This window comes from Nonomuraea sp. NPDC049646 (assembly GCF_044465525.1).
Classification (GTDB): Bacteria; Actinomycetota; Actinomycetes; order Streptosporangiales; family Streptosporangiaceae; genus Nonomuraea.
Window position 1 is genome coordinate 471,689 of record NZ_JBITLU010000007.1, and the last position, 15,970, is coordinate 487,658.

A 15,970-nucleotide genomic window follows, 5' to 3' on the forward strand; every position below is an offset into this window, starting at 1 on the left:
TCAGGCGACCGGCTGCGGAGCGCGGGCCGGCAGACGGCGGACGAGGGCCACGCACAGCAGCGCGAGCGGGACCCAGCCGACCAGCCCGGTGAGCCCGGACACCGCGGTGTCGGGCGGGGCCGCGGCGTCCCCGAGCAGCAGCACGGCGGGCAGCACCGCGTTCAGCGAGCCGTGCGCGACCACGCAGGGCCACACGCTGCCCGTACGCAGCCGCAGCCAGCCGATCGCGATCCCGGCCAGCACGCAGAAGCCGGTGAACTGCAGCGCCGCCCACGACCCGAGGCTCGGGTAGTTGTAGCCGAGCAGGGTGAGCGGGGCGTGCCACAGCCCCCAGATCGCCCCGGACAGCGCCAGGCCGCCGAGCGGGCCGTACGTGGCCGACAGCCGGGGCAGCAGCCAGCCCCGCCAGCCCCACTCCTCGCCCAGCGCCGGGATCGCGTTCAGCACCGGGCCCGCCAGCACGCCGACGGCGATCTGCAGGTAGAGCGCCGGGCCGGGGTCGGCCGGCGGCTGCACGCCCGCGGCCGCGAGCTGGGCCCGGAACAGGCTGAACCGGTCGAGGTCGAGCGGGAACAGCCCGACGGCGGTGCTGAGCGCGGCGCACACGGCGATCAGCAGCGGCACGCCCAGCCAGGCGGCCAGCACGTACCGGCCGGTGCGGCCCTTGCTCTCCCCCAGCGTCAGGCCGGTCTCGGCGGCCCAGCGCCGCCAGGGCGCGCGCGACAGCGCCCACGCCCCGAGCACCCCGGCGGTGGGCGTGAACATCATGACCGCGGCCAGCCCCTTGGCCGCGGGCGAGCCGAGGCCCGCACCGAGCCAGATGGGCAGCGCCACCAGCCAGGACAGCCCGAAGGCGAGGACGAGGAAGACGGGAAGCTGTTTTCTCATGACCGTGCACGCTCCGCGACGAGGGCGTTGATGAGGGAAGCGCCGCGCTCGGCGTCGTCGATGCTGATCGCCAGCCGCCCGCCTGAGCGGTAGCCGACGACCAGGCACTCGCCGCCGCGCAGCATGATGGTGGCCGCGCCGGGCAGGCCGCGGAAGCCCCAGCCGCCGACCTCGCTGGGCCGGCGGTCCTCGGTCCAGGCCCGGTCGATCCGCGACAGCGGGATCCGGCGCGCCGGGACGCCGAACGGCCCGAAGCCGATGACGAGCGCGTCGTCGCCGACCCGTACGGACAGCGTCGCCGACGCCAGGCCCGCGACCAGCACGATCACCGCGCCGGGCAGGGCCGAGGCCAGGGTCGCCGGCGACAGGACGCCGGCCAGGCGCAGCCCGCACAGCACGACGACCGCCGCCGCGGCCACCAGCGACAGCGCGACCAGCCAGGGGTTGACCAGCCGGCTGACCCAGACGGTGCGGCGGCCGGGCCGCAGCTTCAGCGCCGGAGGCGGCGCAACGGCCTCGACCGGGTCGGGCCCGCCCCTGCCGAGGTACCCCGCGAGCGCGCCCACGCCGAGCGACCCGGCGATGACCAGCGGGACGTGCCAGCCCGGCAGGTCCGCGGCCGTCCAGTCGGGCACGTCGAGGTTGGCCGCCAGCGTGGAGGCCTGCGTGCCGAGCACCAGGACGCCGCCGCCGAACAGCCCGCCCCACCACAGCGCCCGCCCGTTCCGGTGCCGCAGCGCCCACCCCCGCGCGGCGACGGCCAGGAACGCGATCCACACCGCGGTCCACACCGCCGCCACCGTCAGCACGTGGGCCTGGAAGGACGCCGAGCCGTCGACGCCCGCCGCGCCCCAGTGGGTGGCCAGCGGGTCGGGCAGCCGGTCGCGCAGCCCCATGGGGCCCAGGACCAGGGCCGCCGTGACGGCCGCGCCCCACGCGGCCGCGGGGATTCGGGGGTTCATGGCAGATCCTCCAGGATGGTGATGAGGTCCTCACGGCGGTAGCCGTGCCTCTTGGCCTCCTCCAGCAGCTCCCGGGCGCGCTGCACGAGCAGCGCGCGCCCGTCGGCCTGGCCCGCGACGCTGACCCCGCGGCCCCGCCGGAACTCCAGCAGCCCCTCGTCGCGCAGGTCGCGCAGCGCGCGCAGCACGGTGTTGGGGTTGATGCCGAGCGCCCTGGCGAGGTCGCGGGCCGGCGGAAGGCGGTCACCGGGCGTGTAGGAGCCCTCGCCGATGGCGCGGCGGATGGCGCCGGCCACCTGTTCGTGCAGGGGCCGTGCGTCGTTGAGATCGAGCGCGAGCAACATGATGCTAATGACACTAGCACCATGAAACGGAATGCGCCCGACCAGCATTTGTAGGATGAACCCCTGTTTGTGAGTACGCAGAAACCGTGGATAGCATCGGTTTACGTGACCACTGTGCGGCTGAACTCAGCAGACCCAGTCTCTGTCGACACCGACGCCCTGATCGTCGGCTTCCGGCCCGGCCAGGACGGCCCCCGCCCGGCCACGGGCGCTGAGTCCCTCGACGCGGCTTTCGGCGGCAACCTCGCCACCTCACTCAGCTCGCTCGGCTTCTCCGGCAAACCCGGAGAGCTGGCCAAGCTGCCCACGTTCGGCGCCGTCCAGGCCCCGGTGCTCGTCGCCGTCGGCCTGGGCGACTCCTCCGACCACGAGTCCCTTCGCCGCGCCGCCGGTGCCGCCGTGCGGTCGCTGGCCGGCACCGCGCGCGCCGCGCTGGCCCTGCCGGCCGACGACGACGCCCAGGCCGAGGCCGTCGCGCTGGGCGCGCTGCTCGGCGCGTACGGCTTCGACCGCTACCGCACGGGCGAGCCGCCGAAGGCCCCCGTCTCCGAGATCACCGTGCTGTCCGGCGGGGGCGAGTCCGCCGCCGAGCGGGCCGGCGTGCTGGCCGAGTCGGTCTCGCTCGTCCGCGACCTGGTCAACACGCCGCCGTCCGACCTGTGGCCGGCCAAGTTCGCCGAGATCGCCGAGCAGGAGGGCGCCAAGCACGGGCTGAGCGTCGAGGTCCTCGACGAGAAGCAGCTCAAGGACGGCGGCTACGGCGGCCTGGTCGGCGTCGGCCAGGGCTCGGTCAACCCGCCGCGCCTGGTCCGCGTCGCCTACAGCCACCCCGAGGCGGGCAAGACGCTGGCGTTCGTGGGCAAGGGCATCACGTTCGACTCCGGCGGCCTGTCGCTCAAGCCGTCGGCCGCCATGGACTGGATGAAGTCCGACATGGGCGGCGCGGGCGCCGTGCTCGGCGCGCTGGTCGGCATCGCCCGGCTCGGCCTGCCGGTCAACGTCGTCGGCTACCTCTGCCTGGCCGAGAACCTGCCGAGCGGCACCGCCCAGCGCCCCTCCGACGTCATCCACAGCTACAGCGGCAAGACCGTCGAGGTGCTCGACACCGACGCCGAGGGCCGCCTGGTGCTCATGGACGGCATCGCGCGCGCCGCCGAGGACGACCCCGACCTGATCGTCGACATCGCCACGCTGACCGGCGCGCAGATCGTCGCGCTCGGCTGGCGCACCGCGGGCGTCATGGCCAACGACGACGCCGTCCGCGAGCTGGTCGTCGAGGCCGCCACCGCCGCGGGCGAGGGCGCCTGGGGCATGCCGCTGCCGGAGGAGCTGCGCAAGGGCCTCGACTCGCCGGTCGCCGACATCGCCAACCTCCACCCCGAGCGCTTCGGCGGCATGCTCACCGCCGCCATCTTCCTCAAGGAGTTCGTGCCCGACGGGGTGCGCTGGGCGCACATCGACATGGCCGGACCGGCCTACAACAAGGGCGAGGCGTACGGCTACACCCCCAAGGGCGGCACCGGCGCCATCACCCGCACCCTCATCGGACTCGCAGAGCGGCACGCGAGCATCTGAAACAAATGAAAAGATGACGGCATCACGAACACCCCGACAAGGAGCCTTCCTGTGGCCTATGACATCGTCGTCCTAGGTGGCGGCAGCGGCGGTTACGCCTGCGCCCTCCGGGCGGCCGAGCTGGGCAAGTCGGTCGTCCTCATCGAAAAGGACAAGATCGGCGGCACCTGCCTCCACAGGGGATGCATCCCCACGAAGGCCCTGCTGCACTCGGCCGAGGTCGCCGACGAGACCCGCGAGAGCGCGTCCTTCGGCGTCAAGGCCAGCTTCGAGGGCATCGACGTCCAGGGCGTGCACGCGTTCAAGGACAAGATCGTCACGCGGGCCTGGAAGGGCGTCCAGGGCCTGCTCAAGGGCGCGGGCGTGACGGTGGTCGAGGGCGAGGGCCGTCTGGTGGGCCCGCGCAGCGTGCAGGTGGGCTCGGAGGTCTACGAGGGCGCCAACCTCGTGCTGGCCACCGGCTCGGCCCCCCGCACGCTGCCCGGCCTGGAGATCGACGGCGAGCGGGTCATCACCAGCGAGCACACCCTGAAGATGGACCGCGTGCCGTCGTCGGTGATCGTCCTGGGCGGCGGCGTGATCGGCGTCGAGCTGGCCAGCGTCTACCGCTCCTTCGGCGCCGAGGTCACCATCGTCGAGGCGCTGCCGCACCTGCTCCCGACCGAGGAGGAGTCCAGCTCCAAGCTGCTGGAGCGGGCCTTCCGCCGCCGCGGCATCAAGTACGAGCTGGGCGTCTTCTTCGACTCCGCCAAGACCACCGAGACGGGCGTCGTCGTCACCCTGGCCAACGGCAAGACCCTCGACGCCGAGATCCTGCTCGTCGCGGTCGGCCGCGGCGCGGTGTCGTCCGGCATGGGCTTCGAGGAGCAGGGCGTGACCGTCGAGCGCGGCGCCGTCGTGGTCGACGAGCACTGCCAGACCTCGGTCCCCGGCGTCTACGCCATCGGCGACCTGATCCCCACGCTGCAGCTGGCCCACGCCGGGTTCGCCGAGGGCATCATGGTGGCCGAGCACATCGCCGGCCTCAACCCGCCGCCGATCGACTACGCCGGCGTGCCCCGCATCACCTACTCCGACCCCGAGGTGGCCTCGGTCGGCATCACGTCGGCGCAGGCCGCCGAGCGCGGCATCGAGATCGTCGAGCAGGTCTACGACCTGGCCGGCAACCCCAAGAGCCAGATCCTCGGCACCTCCGGAGCGGTGAAGGTCATCGCCCAGAAGGACGGCCCGGTCGTCGGCGTCCACATGGTGGGCCGGCGCATCGGCGAGCTCGTCACGGAAGGCCAGCTGATCTACAACTGGGAGGCGCTGCCCGCAGAGGTCGCCCAGCTCATCCACGCACATCCGACCCAGTCCGAGGCAGTCGGTGAGGCGATGCTGGCCCTGGCCGGCAAGCCGTTGCACGTACACAACTAGTCCAGCCCTCGAGATCAGAACGCGAGAGAAGAATAACGATGCCGGTCTCCGTACAGATGCCCCAGCTCGGCGAGAGCGTGACCGAGGGCACGGTAACCCGTTGGCTGAAGAAGGAGGGCGAGCGCGTCGAGGCCGACGAGCCGCTCCTCGAGGTCTCGACCGACAAGGTCGACACCGAGATCCCGTCGCCTTCCGCGGGTGTCCTCACCAAGATCGTCGTGGCTGAGGACGAGACGGTCGAGGTCGGCGCCGAGCTCGCCATCATCGACGAGAACGCCCAGCCGGGCGCCGCCGCCCCGGCACCGCAGGCCGCTCCCGAGCCCGAGCCGGAGCCCGAGCCCGCCCCGGCTCCCCCGGCCTCCTCCATCCCGCAGCCGGCCCCGGCCCAGCCCGCTCCCCAGCAGGCCGCTCCGGCTCCGGCCCCGCAGGCCCCGGCCCCGCAGGCCGCTCCGGCCCCGGCTTCGCAGGCCCCGGCTCCGCAGCAGCAGCCCGCCGCCGAGCCCACGCCGCTGCCGTCCTCGGGCGACAGCCCCTACGTGACGCCGCTGGTGCGCAAGCTCGCCAACGAGCACGGCGTCGACCTCGACTCGATCAGCGGCACCGGCGTCGGCGGCCGCATCCGCAAGCAGGACGTGCTGGAGGCCGCCAAGTCCCAGCGCGAGCAGGCCGCTCCGGCCGCGGCTCCGGCCGCCCAGCCGGCCGCCGCCGCCCCGGCTCCCGCCGCCGCCCAGGCCGCCCCGGCCGCCGCGGCGCCCGAGCCGGTCGAGGTCGACACCACGCTGCGCGGCCGTACGGAGAAGATGACGCGGCTGCGTCAGACCATCGCCAAGCGCATGGTCGAGTCGCTGCAGACCGCGGCGCAGCTCACGTCGGTCGTCGAGGTCGACGTCACGAAGATCGCCCAGCTCCGGGCGCGGGCGAAGGACGACTTCTTCCGCCGCGAGGGCGTGAAGCTGACCTTCACCCCGTTCTTCGCGATGGCCACCGTCGAGGCGCTCAAGCAGCACCCGAAGCTCAACGCCACGATCAACAACGAGACCAACGAGGTCACGTACTTCGACGTGGAGAACCTGGGCATCGCGGTCGACACCGAGCGCGGCCTGCTCGCGGCGGTCGTCAAGAACGCCGGCGACCTCAACCTCGCCGGCATCGCCCGCAAGGTCACCGACCTGGCCGAGCGCACCCGCAACAACCAGGTGACGCCCGACGAGATCACCGGCGGCACGTTCACGCTGACCAACACCGGCAGCCGTGGCGCGCTGTTCGACACGCCGATCCTCAACCAGCCGCAGGTGGGCATGCTCGGCACCGGCGCGGTCGTCAAGCGGCCCGTCGTGCTCGACACGCCCGAGGGCGAGGTCATCGCGGTGCGTTCGATGGTCTACCTGGCGCTGACCTACGACCACCGCCTGGTCGACGGCGCCGACGCCGCCCGCTTCCTGACGACGATCAAGCGTCGCCTGGAGGAGGGCCGCTTCGAGGCCCAGCTCGGGCTCGCGTAGTCATCGCACGTGAAGGCCGGGTGGCTCCTTCGGGGGGCCGCCCGGCCTTTGGCGTACTGTGGACAGCATGGCGATCATCGTGACCGGGGCCTCGGGCCTGATCGGTACGGCGCTGGTCGGGGCGCTGCGCGACGAGGGGCGGGAGGTCGTCCGCCTGGTCCGGCGGGAGCCCGCGGGGCCGGGAGAGGCTTTCTGGGACCCGTCGGCGGGGGTGATCGACCGGGCCGCGCTCGAAGGGGCCGAGGCCGTGGTGCACCTGGCCGGGGCCTCGGTCGGCGACCGGCGCTGGACCGCGGACTACAAGCGCGAGCTGGTGCGCAGCCGCGTCGAGGGCACCCGGCTGCTGGTCAACGCCCTGCGCGCGCTCGGCAAGCCGCCCGAGGTGCTGCTGTCGGCCTCCGGCGTCGACTTCTACGGCGACACGGGCGGCCGGGAGATCGACGAGAGCCAGGGCAGGGGCCAGGGGTTCCTGGCCGAGCTGTGCGAGCGCTGGGAGCGGGAGGCCGAGCGGGCCGCCGAGGCCGGGTGCCGGGTCGCGCGGCTGCGCACGGCGATGGTGCTGAGCCGGCACGGCGGGGCGCTCGGGCGCATGTTGCCGATCTTCCGCATGGGCCTGGGCGCGCCGCTGGGGACGGGCCGGCAGTACTGGTCGTGGATCTCCCTGGACGATTGGGTGGCCGCCGCCCTACATATCCTAAAAAATCGGGATATCGAGGGTCCGGTCAATTTCGGGTCCCCCTCTCCGGTCACCAACGAAGAATTCACCCGGACTCTGGGTAAATGCCTGCGTAAAGGCACAGTTCCCATGCCCGTACCGGCGTTCGCCCTGTCCATCGGGGTGGGCGAATTCGCCCGCGCGGGGCTGCTGCCGAGCCATCGCATGATCCCGCGGAAACTGCTTGACAGCGGCTACGGCTTCACGCATACCCGTCTCGACGAGGCGCTGCGCGCCGTACTGTAGGGTGCCGTTCGTCCTTCAGCACGCGGGAGATCCGACATGAGCAGGTCCGGGCAGTCGCACATTCTGGCCATCGGGGGCGGGTCGTTCCGCCCGAGCGAGCGTCACAACTTCATCGAGGCGAGCGGGCTGCTGCGGTACGGCCTCGACCTGACCGGCCAGGACCGCCCCAAGCTCGGCCTGGTCGCCACCGCCCTCGGCGACTCCTCCGACTGGCTGCTGAAGATGTACGGCGCCTTCTCCGGCTGGGACGTCGAGCTGAGCCACCTGACCGTCTTCCCCATGCCCAACGTGGAGGACGCGCGGGCCTGGGCGCTCGAACAGGACATGATCTACGTCAGCGGCGGCAGCGTGGCCAACCTGATGGCGTTGTGGCGGCTGCACGGCCTCGACGAGGTCTTCGAGGAGGCCTGGCGGGCCGGCGTGGTGCTGTCCGGGCAGAGCGCGGGCGCCCTGTGCTGGCACGTGGGCGGCAACACCGACTCCTTCGGCCCGGCGCTGCGCCCGTGGGCCGACGGGCTCGCGCTGCTGCCGTACTCGTGCGGGGTCCACTACAACGCCGAGCCGCAGCGCCGCCCGCTGCTGCAGGAGTCGGTCGCCTCCGGCGAGCTGCCCGGCGGGTACGCCGCCGACGAGGGCGTCGCCCTGCACTACGTGGGCACCGAGTTCATCCAGGCGGTCACCGTCGACCCGCGGGCGTACGCGTACCGGCTGGAGTACGACGGCTCCAACGGCGTCAAGGAGTTCAGGATCGAGCCACGCCTGTTGACCTCCTGATTACCCTGACAGGGTGAGGGAACGGCACAATAGGCTCATGCGCCCCATCCACGGGGACGATCCCCACGCGCTGGCCGTCGTCCGCCTTGGTGTGGACGTCCCCTACGAGCAAGCCTGGTCGTTGCAGCGCTGGATGCACGGCAAGCGGGTCGCCGGCGAGCTGGGCGACGCGGTCCTGATCCTGGAGCACGCGCCCGTCTACACCGCGGGCAGGCGCACCCTGCCCGGCGACCGTCCCTCCGACGGCACCCCCGTCGTCGACGCCGACCGGGGCGGCCGGGTCACCTGGCACGGCCCCGGCCAGCTCGTCGCCTACCCCATCGTCGCCGTCGCCGACGTGACCCGTTACGTCTGCGCCCTTGAGGAGACGATGATCCAGGTGTGCGCCGACTTCGGCGTCACCGGCCGGCGGGTGCCGGGGCGTCCGGGCGTGTGGGCGGCCGGCGACGCCGCCCTGGGGCTGCCCGACCGGCAGCTCGGCGCGGTCGGCATCCGCGTCGCGCGCGGCGTGACGATGCACGGGTTCGCGCTCAACTGCGCCAACGACCCCCGGTGGTTCAACCGGATCACGCCGTGCGGGCTGCCCGACGCGGGCGTCTCCTCGCTCTCGGCCGAGACCGGCCGCCGGATCGTGGTCGAGGAGGTCATCCCGATCGCCGAGAAGCGGCTGGCCGAGGCGCTCGGCAGGGAACCGTTCGACCTGCACGAGGAGGACCTGCTGCGCAGGTGACCGAATCGGCATCGAACAGCGGTTGAATCCGGATTTTCCCGGCTTAACATCGCCGTGTGAAGCGTTCCGCCGCTCTCGTCCTCGCGCTCCTGGTTCACCTGCTCACGCTGGCCTTCCTCGCGCTGGGCGCGTGGGCCGTGCTGGCGCACCTCGACTCCCTCCTCGCATGGCTGGTCGGCGGCGTCAGCCTGGCTCTGGGATGGGCGCTGCGGCCCCGTCTTCCCCGCCTGCCGGCCGACGCCGAGGTGCTCGACCGCGCCGCGGCCCGCGAGCTGTACTCCCTGGCCGACCGCGTGGCCGTCCGGGCCCGTGCCAAGAGGCCGCGCCAGGTCGCGGTCCGCGACCTTGCCACCGAGACCGTCTATGACCATGTGGGCGTGCTGCGCACGCCGGTGCTGGTCGTCGGGCTGCCGTTGTGGCTGGCCCTGACGCCGCGGCAGCGGGTGGCGCTGCTGGCCACCGCGTACGCGCGGATCCCGGCCGGCGAGGAGCTGATCGTGGACGGCGCCCTGTTCACGCTGGCCGCCTGGCACGACGCCCTGCTCGGGGCGAGCGCGCCGCTGAAGATCAGGGAGGAGGCCCAGGTCGCGATCGCCAAGTCCTCGCTGGGCGCGATCGACCACCCCGGCACGACGTACGAGGCGGCGGGGTTCTTCGGCCGGATGATCGGGCGGGTGCTGGGCGGCCCGGTGCTGCTGGCGGAGTACGCGCTGACGGCGCTGGCCCGCGCCGGGCGGGCCCGCGCGGAGGAACGCCGGGAGGCGATCGCCCGGCGGGTGGTGTCCGAGGACGAGCTGGACGAGCTGCGCGGCCTGGCCGCCGGCGGCTACCTGGCGCCCATCCAGGCCGCGGCGCTGCGCGGCGAGAGCGTCACCGCGATCAGGCAGGGCGCGCTGGCCCGCCACCGGCTCACCGACGACGGCGTGCTGACCTCGGCGCCGCACTCGGAGCTGCTGGGCACCGCCGAGTCCGCGCTGATCGACGAGGAGCTGCTGCGCCACTACACCAGGGCGATCCGCGGCTTCGGGCTCATCACCTGACCCTCGACCGGTCCGGTTCGGCGGCGGACGTAAGCTGGACGGGTGACCGTTGCTCCTGATGGCCGAAAGCTCCTCCGCCTGGAGGTGCGCAACGCCGAGACCCCTATCGAGCGCAAGCCCCCGTGGATCAAGACCAAGCTGAAGACGGGCCCCGAATACACCGAGCTGAAATCGCTCGTGCGCCGGGAGGGCCTGCACACGGTCTGTGAAGAGGCGGGCTGTCCCAACATCTACGAGTGCTGGGAAGACCGCGAGGCGACCTTCCTCATCGGCGGCGACCAGTGCACCCGCCGGTGCGACTTCTGCCAGATCGACACGGGCAAGCCCAAGGAATACGACCGCGACGAGCCGCGCCGGGTCGCCGAGTCCGTCCAGCAGATGGGCCTGCGCTACGCGACCGTGACCGGCGTGGCCCGCGACGACCTGCCCGACGGCGGCGCCTGGCTCTACGCCGAGACCGCCCGGCAGATCCACTCGCTGCTGCCCGGCTGCGGCGTCGAGCTGCTGGTGCCCGACTTCAACGGCAACCGCGACCAGCTGGAGGAGGTCTTCTCCAGCAAGCCCGAGGTGTTCGCCCACAACGTCGAGACGGTGCCGCGCATCTTCAAGCGCATCCGCCCCGCCTTCCGCTACGAGCGTTCGCTCGGGGTGATCACGACGGCCTGCGAGGCCGGGCTGGTCACCAAGTCCAACCTGATCCTGGGCATGGGCGAGACCCGCGAGGAGGTCGTCGAGGCGATGCGCGACCTGCACGCCGCCGGCACCGACCTGCTGACGATCACCCAGTACCTGCGGCCGACGCCGCGCCACCACCCGGTGGAGCGCTGGGTCAAGCCGGAGGAGTTCGTCGAGCTGCAGGCCGAGGCCGAGGCGATCGGGTTCGCCGGGGTGCTGTCGGGGCCGCTGGTGCGCTCGTCGTACCGCGCGGGCCGGCTCTACCAGCAGGCCATCGCGGCCCGCCAGACCACCTGAGCGCCGCTGATCCTGCTCGATCCTGCTTGATCCTGCTTGATCCCGTTTGAGCGGAGCCCCGGGCTGTTTGCCCGGGGCTTTTCGCGTCCCTAGCATGGCAGGGCTGCCGAGGGAGGGGCGAGGCCATGGCGACCGTGATCCGCACCAGCGACCTGCCCGCGCGCAGCCGTCACGACGCCTGGCGCGGCATCGTCTGCGACACGCTCGGGCCGCTCGACCTGCGCATCGATTCCGGCGCGCCGCTGCGGGGCGAGATCGAGCTGGGGCAGTTGGGCCCCGTGGGCGTGGGCCGGGTGCGCACGTCCACGCCGCACAGCGTCCACCGCACGGCGCGGTTGATCCACCGCGACAACCCCGAGCTCTACCGGGCCGTGCTGGCCGTCTCGGGCAACCCGGTGCTGCGCCAGGACGGCCGCGAGATCCGCCTGGACAAGGGCGAGTTCGCCATCTACGACTTCACCCGCCCCTACGAGGTGGCCTACGACTCGGCCGTCCAGCTCGCGGTGTTCAGCTTCCCGCACGAGCTGCTGCCGCTGCCCTACGACGACGTCGCCCGGCTGACCGCGGTGCCCGTCTCGGCGCGCGAGGGCACCGGCGCGCTGGCCGTGCCGCTGCTGCGCCGGGTCACCCAGGACTACGACGACTACACCCCGGCCAGCGCGGCCAGGCTGGCGACGGTGGTGATGGACCTGGTCACCACGGCCCTGGCCGAACGGGCCGAGCAGGCCGACGCGGTGCCCGAGGACGCCCGCCGCCGCGCCCTGCTGCTGCGCGTGCGGGCCTTCATCGACCAGCGTCTTGGCTGGTCCGACCTCGACCCGGCGATGGTGGCCGAGGCGCACCACGTCTCGGTGCGCTACCTGCACCGGCTGTTCGAGTCCGAGAACACGACGGTGGCCGCCTGGATCAGGCACCGGCGGCTGGAGCGCTGCCGCGCCGACCTGCTGGGCGCCCGCCACCTGCCGGTCGGCGAGGTCGGGGCGCGGTGGGGGCTGCCCGACTCGGCGCACTTCAGCAGGCTGTTCAAGCGGGCGTACGGGCTGCCGCCGGCCGAGTTCCGGCGCGCCAACGCCGTGCGCTGATCGTCAACCGTCCTGGCGCTGGGATCCAAGACGCGCGAGGTCGTGGCCAGCAGACTGAAGGTGTCGCAAAACACCTCAGATGCCTAGGAGCACGACATGCAGCTCTTCCTCAACCTCCCGGTCAAGGACCTGGACCGGTCGCAGAAGTTCTTCACCGAGCTCGGCTTCACGATGTACGGCATGGCCGAGGGCATGGCCTCGATGCTCGTCAACGAGCAGACCCAGGTGATGCTGCTCACCGAGCCGACGTTCTCCACGTACGTCACCAAGGAGATCGCCGACGCCACCACCAGCACCGAGGCCATCCTGGTGCTCGGCATGGAGAACCCGGCCCAGGTGGACGAGCTGGTGGACAAGGCCCTCGCGCTCGGCGCCACCCCGGCCGGCGTGCCGCAGGAGGCCGGGTTCCGCTACCAGCGCGGCTTCGCCGACCTCGACGGGCACCACTGGGAGGCCCTCTGCCTGGTCCAGCCCGCGTGAACGGCCACGCCACCTCGGCGGACGGCACCGTGCTGGCCTTCGACAGCTACGGCGCCGGGCCCGCGGTCGTGCTGGTCAACGGCGCGTTCGGCGACCGGGCGCACCCCACGCTGGCGGGCGTGGCCGCCGCGCTGGCGCCCTGGTTCACGGTCGTCAACTACGACCGCAGGGGCCGGGGCGGCAGCGGCGACACCCGGCCGTACGCGGTCGAGCGGGAGATCGAGGACCTGGCGGCGGTCATCGGCGCGGCGGGCGGGACGGCCATGGTGTTCGGGGGCTCGTCCGGCGCGGCGCTCGTGCTGGAGGCCGCCGCCCGGGGGCTCGGCATCACGAGGGTGGCGGTGTGGGAGCCGCCGTACCACGTGGACGACGACGCTCCCCCGCTGCCGGACGACTTCGCCGCGCAGCTCGACGCGCTGTGCGACGCGGGCCGCTGGGAGGAGGCGGTCGAGCGGTTCATGGTGGAGGCGGCCGAGGTGCCGGTCGAGGCCGTGGCCGCGATGCGGGCCGAGGCGTCGTGGAGCCACCTCAAAGGCGTGGCCCGGACGCTGGCCTACGAGGCCGCCGTCCTCGGGCCGGGCAACCGGCTGCCGTCCGCCACGCTGGCCGCGATCGTCCAGCCGCTGCTGGTGCTGAGCGGGGAGCGCAGCCCCCGGTGGATGGCGGGCGCGGCGCGGGCGGTCGCGGCGGGCGTGCCGGGGGCGCGGCACCGGGTGCTGGAGGAGCAGGCCCACGCCGTGACGCCGGAGGCGCTGGTGCCCGAATTGCTGGAGTTCTTCGCCCGGTGACAGGCTTTGCGTAACGTAAAGGTCACAAACCTATCGAGTGCTCGGTTTTCTGGTGAACACTGATGCCGTGGAACTCGACGAACTGATCGCCCGGCTCGACCTCGCCACCAAGATCCGCCTGCTCACCGGGGCCGGCATGTGGTCCCTTCCGCCGATCCCCGAGATCGGGCTCGACCGGCTCGTGATGAGCGACGGCCCGATCGGCGTCCGCGGCGAGCAGTGGACCTCCGCCGACCCGTCCATCGCGCTGCCCAGCCCGACCGCGCTCGCGGCCACCTGGGACGTGGAGCTCGTCCGGCGGGCCGGCGCGCTGCTGGCCCAGGAGGCCCGGCGCAAGGGCGTGCACGTGCTGCTCGCGCCCACGATCAACCTGCACCGCTCCCCGCTCGGCGGCCGGCACTTCGAGTGCTTCTCGGAGGACCCGTACCTGACCGGCGAGATCGGCGCGGCCTACGTCGAGGGCGTGCAGGAGGGCGGCGTGGCCACCACGCCCAAGCACTTCGTGGCCAACGACTTCGAGACCGACCGCTTCACCGTGGACGTGCGGGTCGACGAGAAGACGCTGCGCGAGGTGTACCTGCGGCCGTTCGAGCGGGTGGTGCGGGCCGGCGCGTGGGGGCTGATGACGGCCTACAACTCGGTCGGCGGCACCACCATGACCGAGCACTCCGCCCTGGTCAACGGCGTGCTGAAGGACGAGTGGGGGTTCGACGGGCTCGTCGTGTCCGACTGGACGGCCGTGCGCAGCACCGAGGCCGCCGCCCTCGGCGGCACCGACGTGGCCATGCCCGGCCCGTTCGGCCCGTGGGGGGACAAGCTGGAGGCCGCCGTCCGGGAGGGGCGGGTGCCCGAGTCGGTGATCGACGACAAGGTGCGGCGGGTCCTGCGGCTGGCCCGCCGGACGGGCGCGCTCGGCGGCGAGGACCGTACTGCTCCTGGCGTCATCGACGGCATCGCGCTGGCCCGCGAGGTGGCCGCGCGCGGGTTCACGCTGCTCGCCAACGACGGCGTGCTGCCGCTGCGGGACGTGCGCACGCTCGCGCTCATCGGCTCGGCCGCCGCCGAGGCCCGGGTCATGGGCGGCGGCAGCGCCCAGGTCTTCCCCGACCGGATCGTCTCGCCGCTGGCCGGGCTGAGCGCGCTGGAGGGCGTCGAGGTCCGGCACGCCGTCGGGACCGACCCGCGGATCCGCCTGGCGCCGCTGGCCTGCCCGGTCGTGGCGCAGTTCCTCGACGCGGACGGCGGCCTGCTGGCCGAGCATCCGCTGGCGGCGGCCGAGGCGCGGTGGGTCGGCCAGCTGCCGCCGGACGTGGACGGCGAGCGGCTCGGGGCGGTGCGGCTGCGGGCGGCGTACACGCCGGACACGTCGGGGAGGCACGAGCTGTCGGTGGCGGGCGTGGGCGCCTTCACCGTCACGGTGAACGGCGAGACCGTCCTCGACGCGGCGATCGAGCCGGAAGGGGGCGATCCGGCGGCCGCGTTCCTGTCGCCGCCGGAGCGGCGCTTCGCCGTCGAGATGGCCGCGGGCGAGCCGTACGAGCTGAGCGTGACGCATCCGGCGGGGGCCTTCGGGGGCATGGCGTTCGTGGCGTACACGCTGGGCCACGCCGACCCGGCGCCGGGCCCGGACGAGCTGATCGCCGAGGCCGTGCGGGTGGCGGCAGGCAGCGACGTGGCGGTGGTCGTGGCCTCGACCACGCCGGAGGTCGAGAGCGAGGGCTTCGACCGCGAGACCCTGGCGCTCCCCGGCCGCCAGGACGAGCTGATCCGCGCCGTGGCCGCGGCCAACCCGCGCACGGTGGTCGTGGTCAACGCGGGCTCGCCGGTGGAGATGCCGTGGGCGGACGAGGTCGCGGCGGTGCTGCTGACCTGGTTCCCCGGGCAGGAGGCCGGGAACGCGCTGGCCGACGTGCTGTCGGGCCGCGCCGAGCCCGGCGGCCGCCTGCCCACCACGTGGCCCGCGGCGCTCGCGGACGCCCCCGTCACGAACGTGACCCCCGTGGACGGCGCTGTGGCCTACGACGAGGGCACGTCCATCGGGTACCGGGCCTGGGAGCGGTCGGGGCGGGCTCCGGCCTTCTGGTTCGGCCACGGCCTCGGCTACACGACCTGGAGCTACGACTCCATCGCCGCCGAGGGCGCCACCGTGACCGTCGCGCTGACCAACACCGGCGACCGCTTCGGCCGCGAGGTCGTGCAGATCTACCTCTGCCGGGGCGACGACCGCCGCCTGGCCGGGTTCGACGTGGTCGAGGCCGAGCCGGGAGAGACCGTGATCACGACCGTCTTCCTGCCCGACGGCGCCTTCCAGGTGTGGGAGGACGGCTGGCGCACGGTCGAGGGCGAGTACACGGTCCAGGCGTCGCACCACGTCGCGGACCCCAGGCTGTCGATCACGGTGAAGATCTAGCGACAAAGGCCAGCCGCATTTTCCATAGTGCACCAGTTGGTTTGTA

Annotated in this window: 15 protein-coding genes; 12 read left to right on the top strand and 3 right to left on the bottom strand. The window is 73.1% G+C overall.

The genetic code is table 11. From position 1 onward, the window contains the following. Genes ACIBQ8_RS23495 through ACIBQ8_RS23505 form a run of 3 tightly spaced genes read right to left on the bottom strand, consistent with a single transcriptional unit; the run spans position 1 to position 2,194 of the window. The gene (locus ACIBQ8_RS23495) at positions 1-888 is read right to left on the bottom strand and encodes a lysostaphin resistance A-like protein (RefSeq protein WP_397192955.1); all 888 of its coding nucleotides are present in this window, start codon (positions 886-888) and stop codon (positions 1-3) included. After that, positions 885-1,850, bottom strand: coding sequence for a hypothetical protein (locus tag ACIBQ8_RS23500; protein WP_397171107.1), 966 nt, complete (start codon positions 1,848-1,850; stop codon positions 885-887). The genes ACIBQ8_RS23495 and ACIBQ8_RS23500 overlap by 4 nt, the downstream gene beginning before the upstream one ends. Then, positions 1,847-2,194, bottom strand: coding sequence for a GntR family transcriptional regulator (locus ACIBQ8_RS23505; protein ID WP_387647671.1), 348 nt, complete (start codon positions 2,192-2,194; stop codon positions 1,847-1,849). The genes ACIBQ8_RS23500 and ACIBQ8_RS23505 overlap by 4 nt, the downstream gene beginning before the upstream one ends. A 105-nt stretch (positions 2,195-2,299) precedes the next feature. Here ACIBQ8_RS23505 and ACIBQ8_RS23510 point away from each other — a divergent pair, with 105 nt between their 5' ends. From ACIBQ8_RS23510 to ACIBQ8_RS23565, 12 genes are all read left to right on the top strand, one after another. Then, positions 2,300-3,769 (top strand): leucyl aminopeptidase, encoded by a 1,470-nt coding sequence (locus tag ACIBQ8_RS23510; protein ID WP_397171106.1) that lies wholly within the window; start codon positions 2,300-2,302, stop codon positions 3,767-3,769. A gap of 51 nt (positions 3,770-3,820) precedes the next feature. Further along, the gene (gene lpdA, locus ACIBQ8_RS23515; protein WP_352323062.1) at positions 3,821-5,185 is read left to right on the top strand and encodes a dihydrolipoyl dehydrogenase; all 1,365 of its coding nucleotides are present in this window, start codon (positions 3,821-3,823) and stop codon (positions 5,183-5,185) included. Positions 5,186-5,223: 38 nt separating this feature from the next. After that, entirely contained in the window at positions 5,224-6,687 is a 1,464-nt protein-coding gene (gene sucB / locus ACIBQ8_RS23520; protein WP_397192956.1) for a 2-oxoglutarate dehydrogenase, E2 component, dihydrolipoamide succinyltransferase, read from the top strand. Positions 6,688-6,754: 67 nt separating this feature from the next. Then, positions 6,755-7,648 carry a TIGR01777 family oxidoreductase gene (locus tag ACIBQ8_RS23525; protein WP_397192957.1) on the top strand — a complete coding sequence of 298 codons (894 nt, stop codon included), beginning with the start codon at positions 6,755-6,757 and terminating at the stop codon, positions 7,646-7,648. 36 nt (positions 7,649-7,684) lie between these two features. Further along, positions 7,685-8,422, top strand: coding sequence for a Type 1 glutamine amidotransferase-like domain-containing protein (locus tag ACIBQ8_RS23530; protein WP_397171102.1), 738 nt, complete (start codon positions 7,685-7,687; stop codon positions 8,420-8,422). 37 nt (positions 8,423-8,459) lie between these two features. After that, positions 8,460-9,152 (top strand): lipoyl(octanoyl) transferase LipB, encoded by a 693-nt coding sequence (gene lipB / locus ACIBQ8_RS23535; RefSeq protein ID WP_397171101.1) that lies wholly within the window; start codon positions 8,460-8,462, stop codon positions 9,150-9,152. Between the two features lie 56 nt (positions 9,153-9,208). Further along, positions 9,209-10,192, top strand: a complete 984-nt coding sequence (locus ACIBQ8_RS23540; protein WP_397192958.1) for a hypothetical protein — start codon at positions 9,209-9,211, stop codon at positions 10,190-10,192. A 42-nt stretch (positions 10,193-10,234) separates the two neighbouring features. Continuing rightward, positions 10,235-11,164 (top strand): lipoyl synthase, encoded by a 930-nt coding sequence (gene lipA / locus ACIBQ8_RS23545; protein WP_397192959.1) that lies wholly within the window; start codon positions 10,235-10,237, stop codon positions 11,162-11,164. Between the two features lie 125 nt (positions 11,165-11,289). Then, complete coding sequence (locus ACIBQ8_RS23550; RefSeq protein WP_397171097.1) at positions 11,290-12,246, top strand: helix-turn-helix domain-containing protein; 957 nt, start codon at positions 11,290-11,292, stop codon at positions 12,244-12,246. A gap of 96 nt (positions 12,247-12,342) precedes the next feature. Then, positions 12,343-12,726 (top strand): VOC family protein, encoded by a 384-nt coding sequence (locus ACIBQ8_RS23555; protein ID WP_352353397.1) that lies wholly within the window; start codon positions 12,343-12,345, stop codon positions 12,724-12,726. After that, on the top strand, positions 12,723-13,514 hold the full coding sequence (locus ACIBQ8_RS23560) for an alpha/beta fold hydrolase (protein ID WP_397192960.1): 792 nt from the start codon (positions 12,723-12,725) through the stop codon (positions 13,512-13,514). The genes ACIBQ8_RS23555 and ACIBQ8_RS23560 overlap by 4 nt, the downstream gene beginning before the upstream one ends. 67 nt (positions 13,515-13,581) lie before the next feature. Beyond that, positions 13,582-15,924, top strand: a complete 2,343-nt coding sequence (locus ACIBQ8_RS23565; RefSeq protein ID WP_397192961.1) for a glycoside hydrolase family 3 C-terminal domain-containing protein — start codon at positions 13,582-13,584, stop codon at positions 15,922-15,924. The last annotated feature ends 46 nt before the right edge of the window (positions 15,925-15,970 follow it).

What these genes read in the sequence shown, in the direction of transcription:
- sucB (WP_397192956.1), top strand. Translation starts at nt 5,224, where the DNA reads ATGCCGGTCTCCGTACAGATGCCCCAGCTCGGCGAGAGCGTGACCGAG.
- lipB (WP_397171101.1), top strand. Translation starts at nt 8,460, where the DNA reads ATGCGCCCCATCCACGGGGACGATCCCCACGCGCTGGCCGTCGTCCGC.
- ACIBQ8_RS23555 (WP_352353397.1), top strand. Translation starts at nt 12,343, where the DNA reads ATGCAGCTCTTCCTCAACCTCCCGGTCAAGGACCTGGACCGGTCGCAG.
- ACIBQ8_RS23550 (WP_397171097.1), top strand. Translation starts at nt 11,290, where the DNA reads ATGGCGACCGTGATCCGCACCAGCGACCTGCCCGCGCGCAGCCGTCAC.
- ACIBQ8_RS23525 (WP_397192957.1), top strand. Translation starts at nt 6,755, where the DNA reads ATGGCGATCATCGTGACCGGGGCCTCGGGCCTGATCGGTACGGCGCTG.
- ACIBQ8_RS23500 (WP_397171107.1), bottom strand. Translation starts at nt 1,850, where the DNA reads ATGAACCCCCGAATCCCCGCGGCCGCGTGGGGCGCGGCCGTCACGGCG.
- ACIBQ8_RS23530 (WP_397171102.1), top strand. Translation starts at nt 7,685, where the DNA reads ATGAGCAGGTCCGGGCAGTCGCACATTCTGGCCATCGGGGGCGGGTCG.
- ACIBQ8_RS23505 (WP_387647671.1), bottom strand. Translation starts at nt 2,194, where the DNA reads ATGTTGCTCGCGCTCGATCTCAACGACGCACGGCCCCTGCACGAACAG.
- ACIBQ8_RS23495 (WP_397192955.1), bottom strand. Translation starts at nt 888, where the DNA reads ATGAGAAAACAGCTTCCCGTCTTCCTCGTCCTCGCCTTCGGGCTGTCC.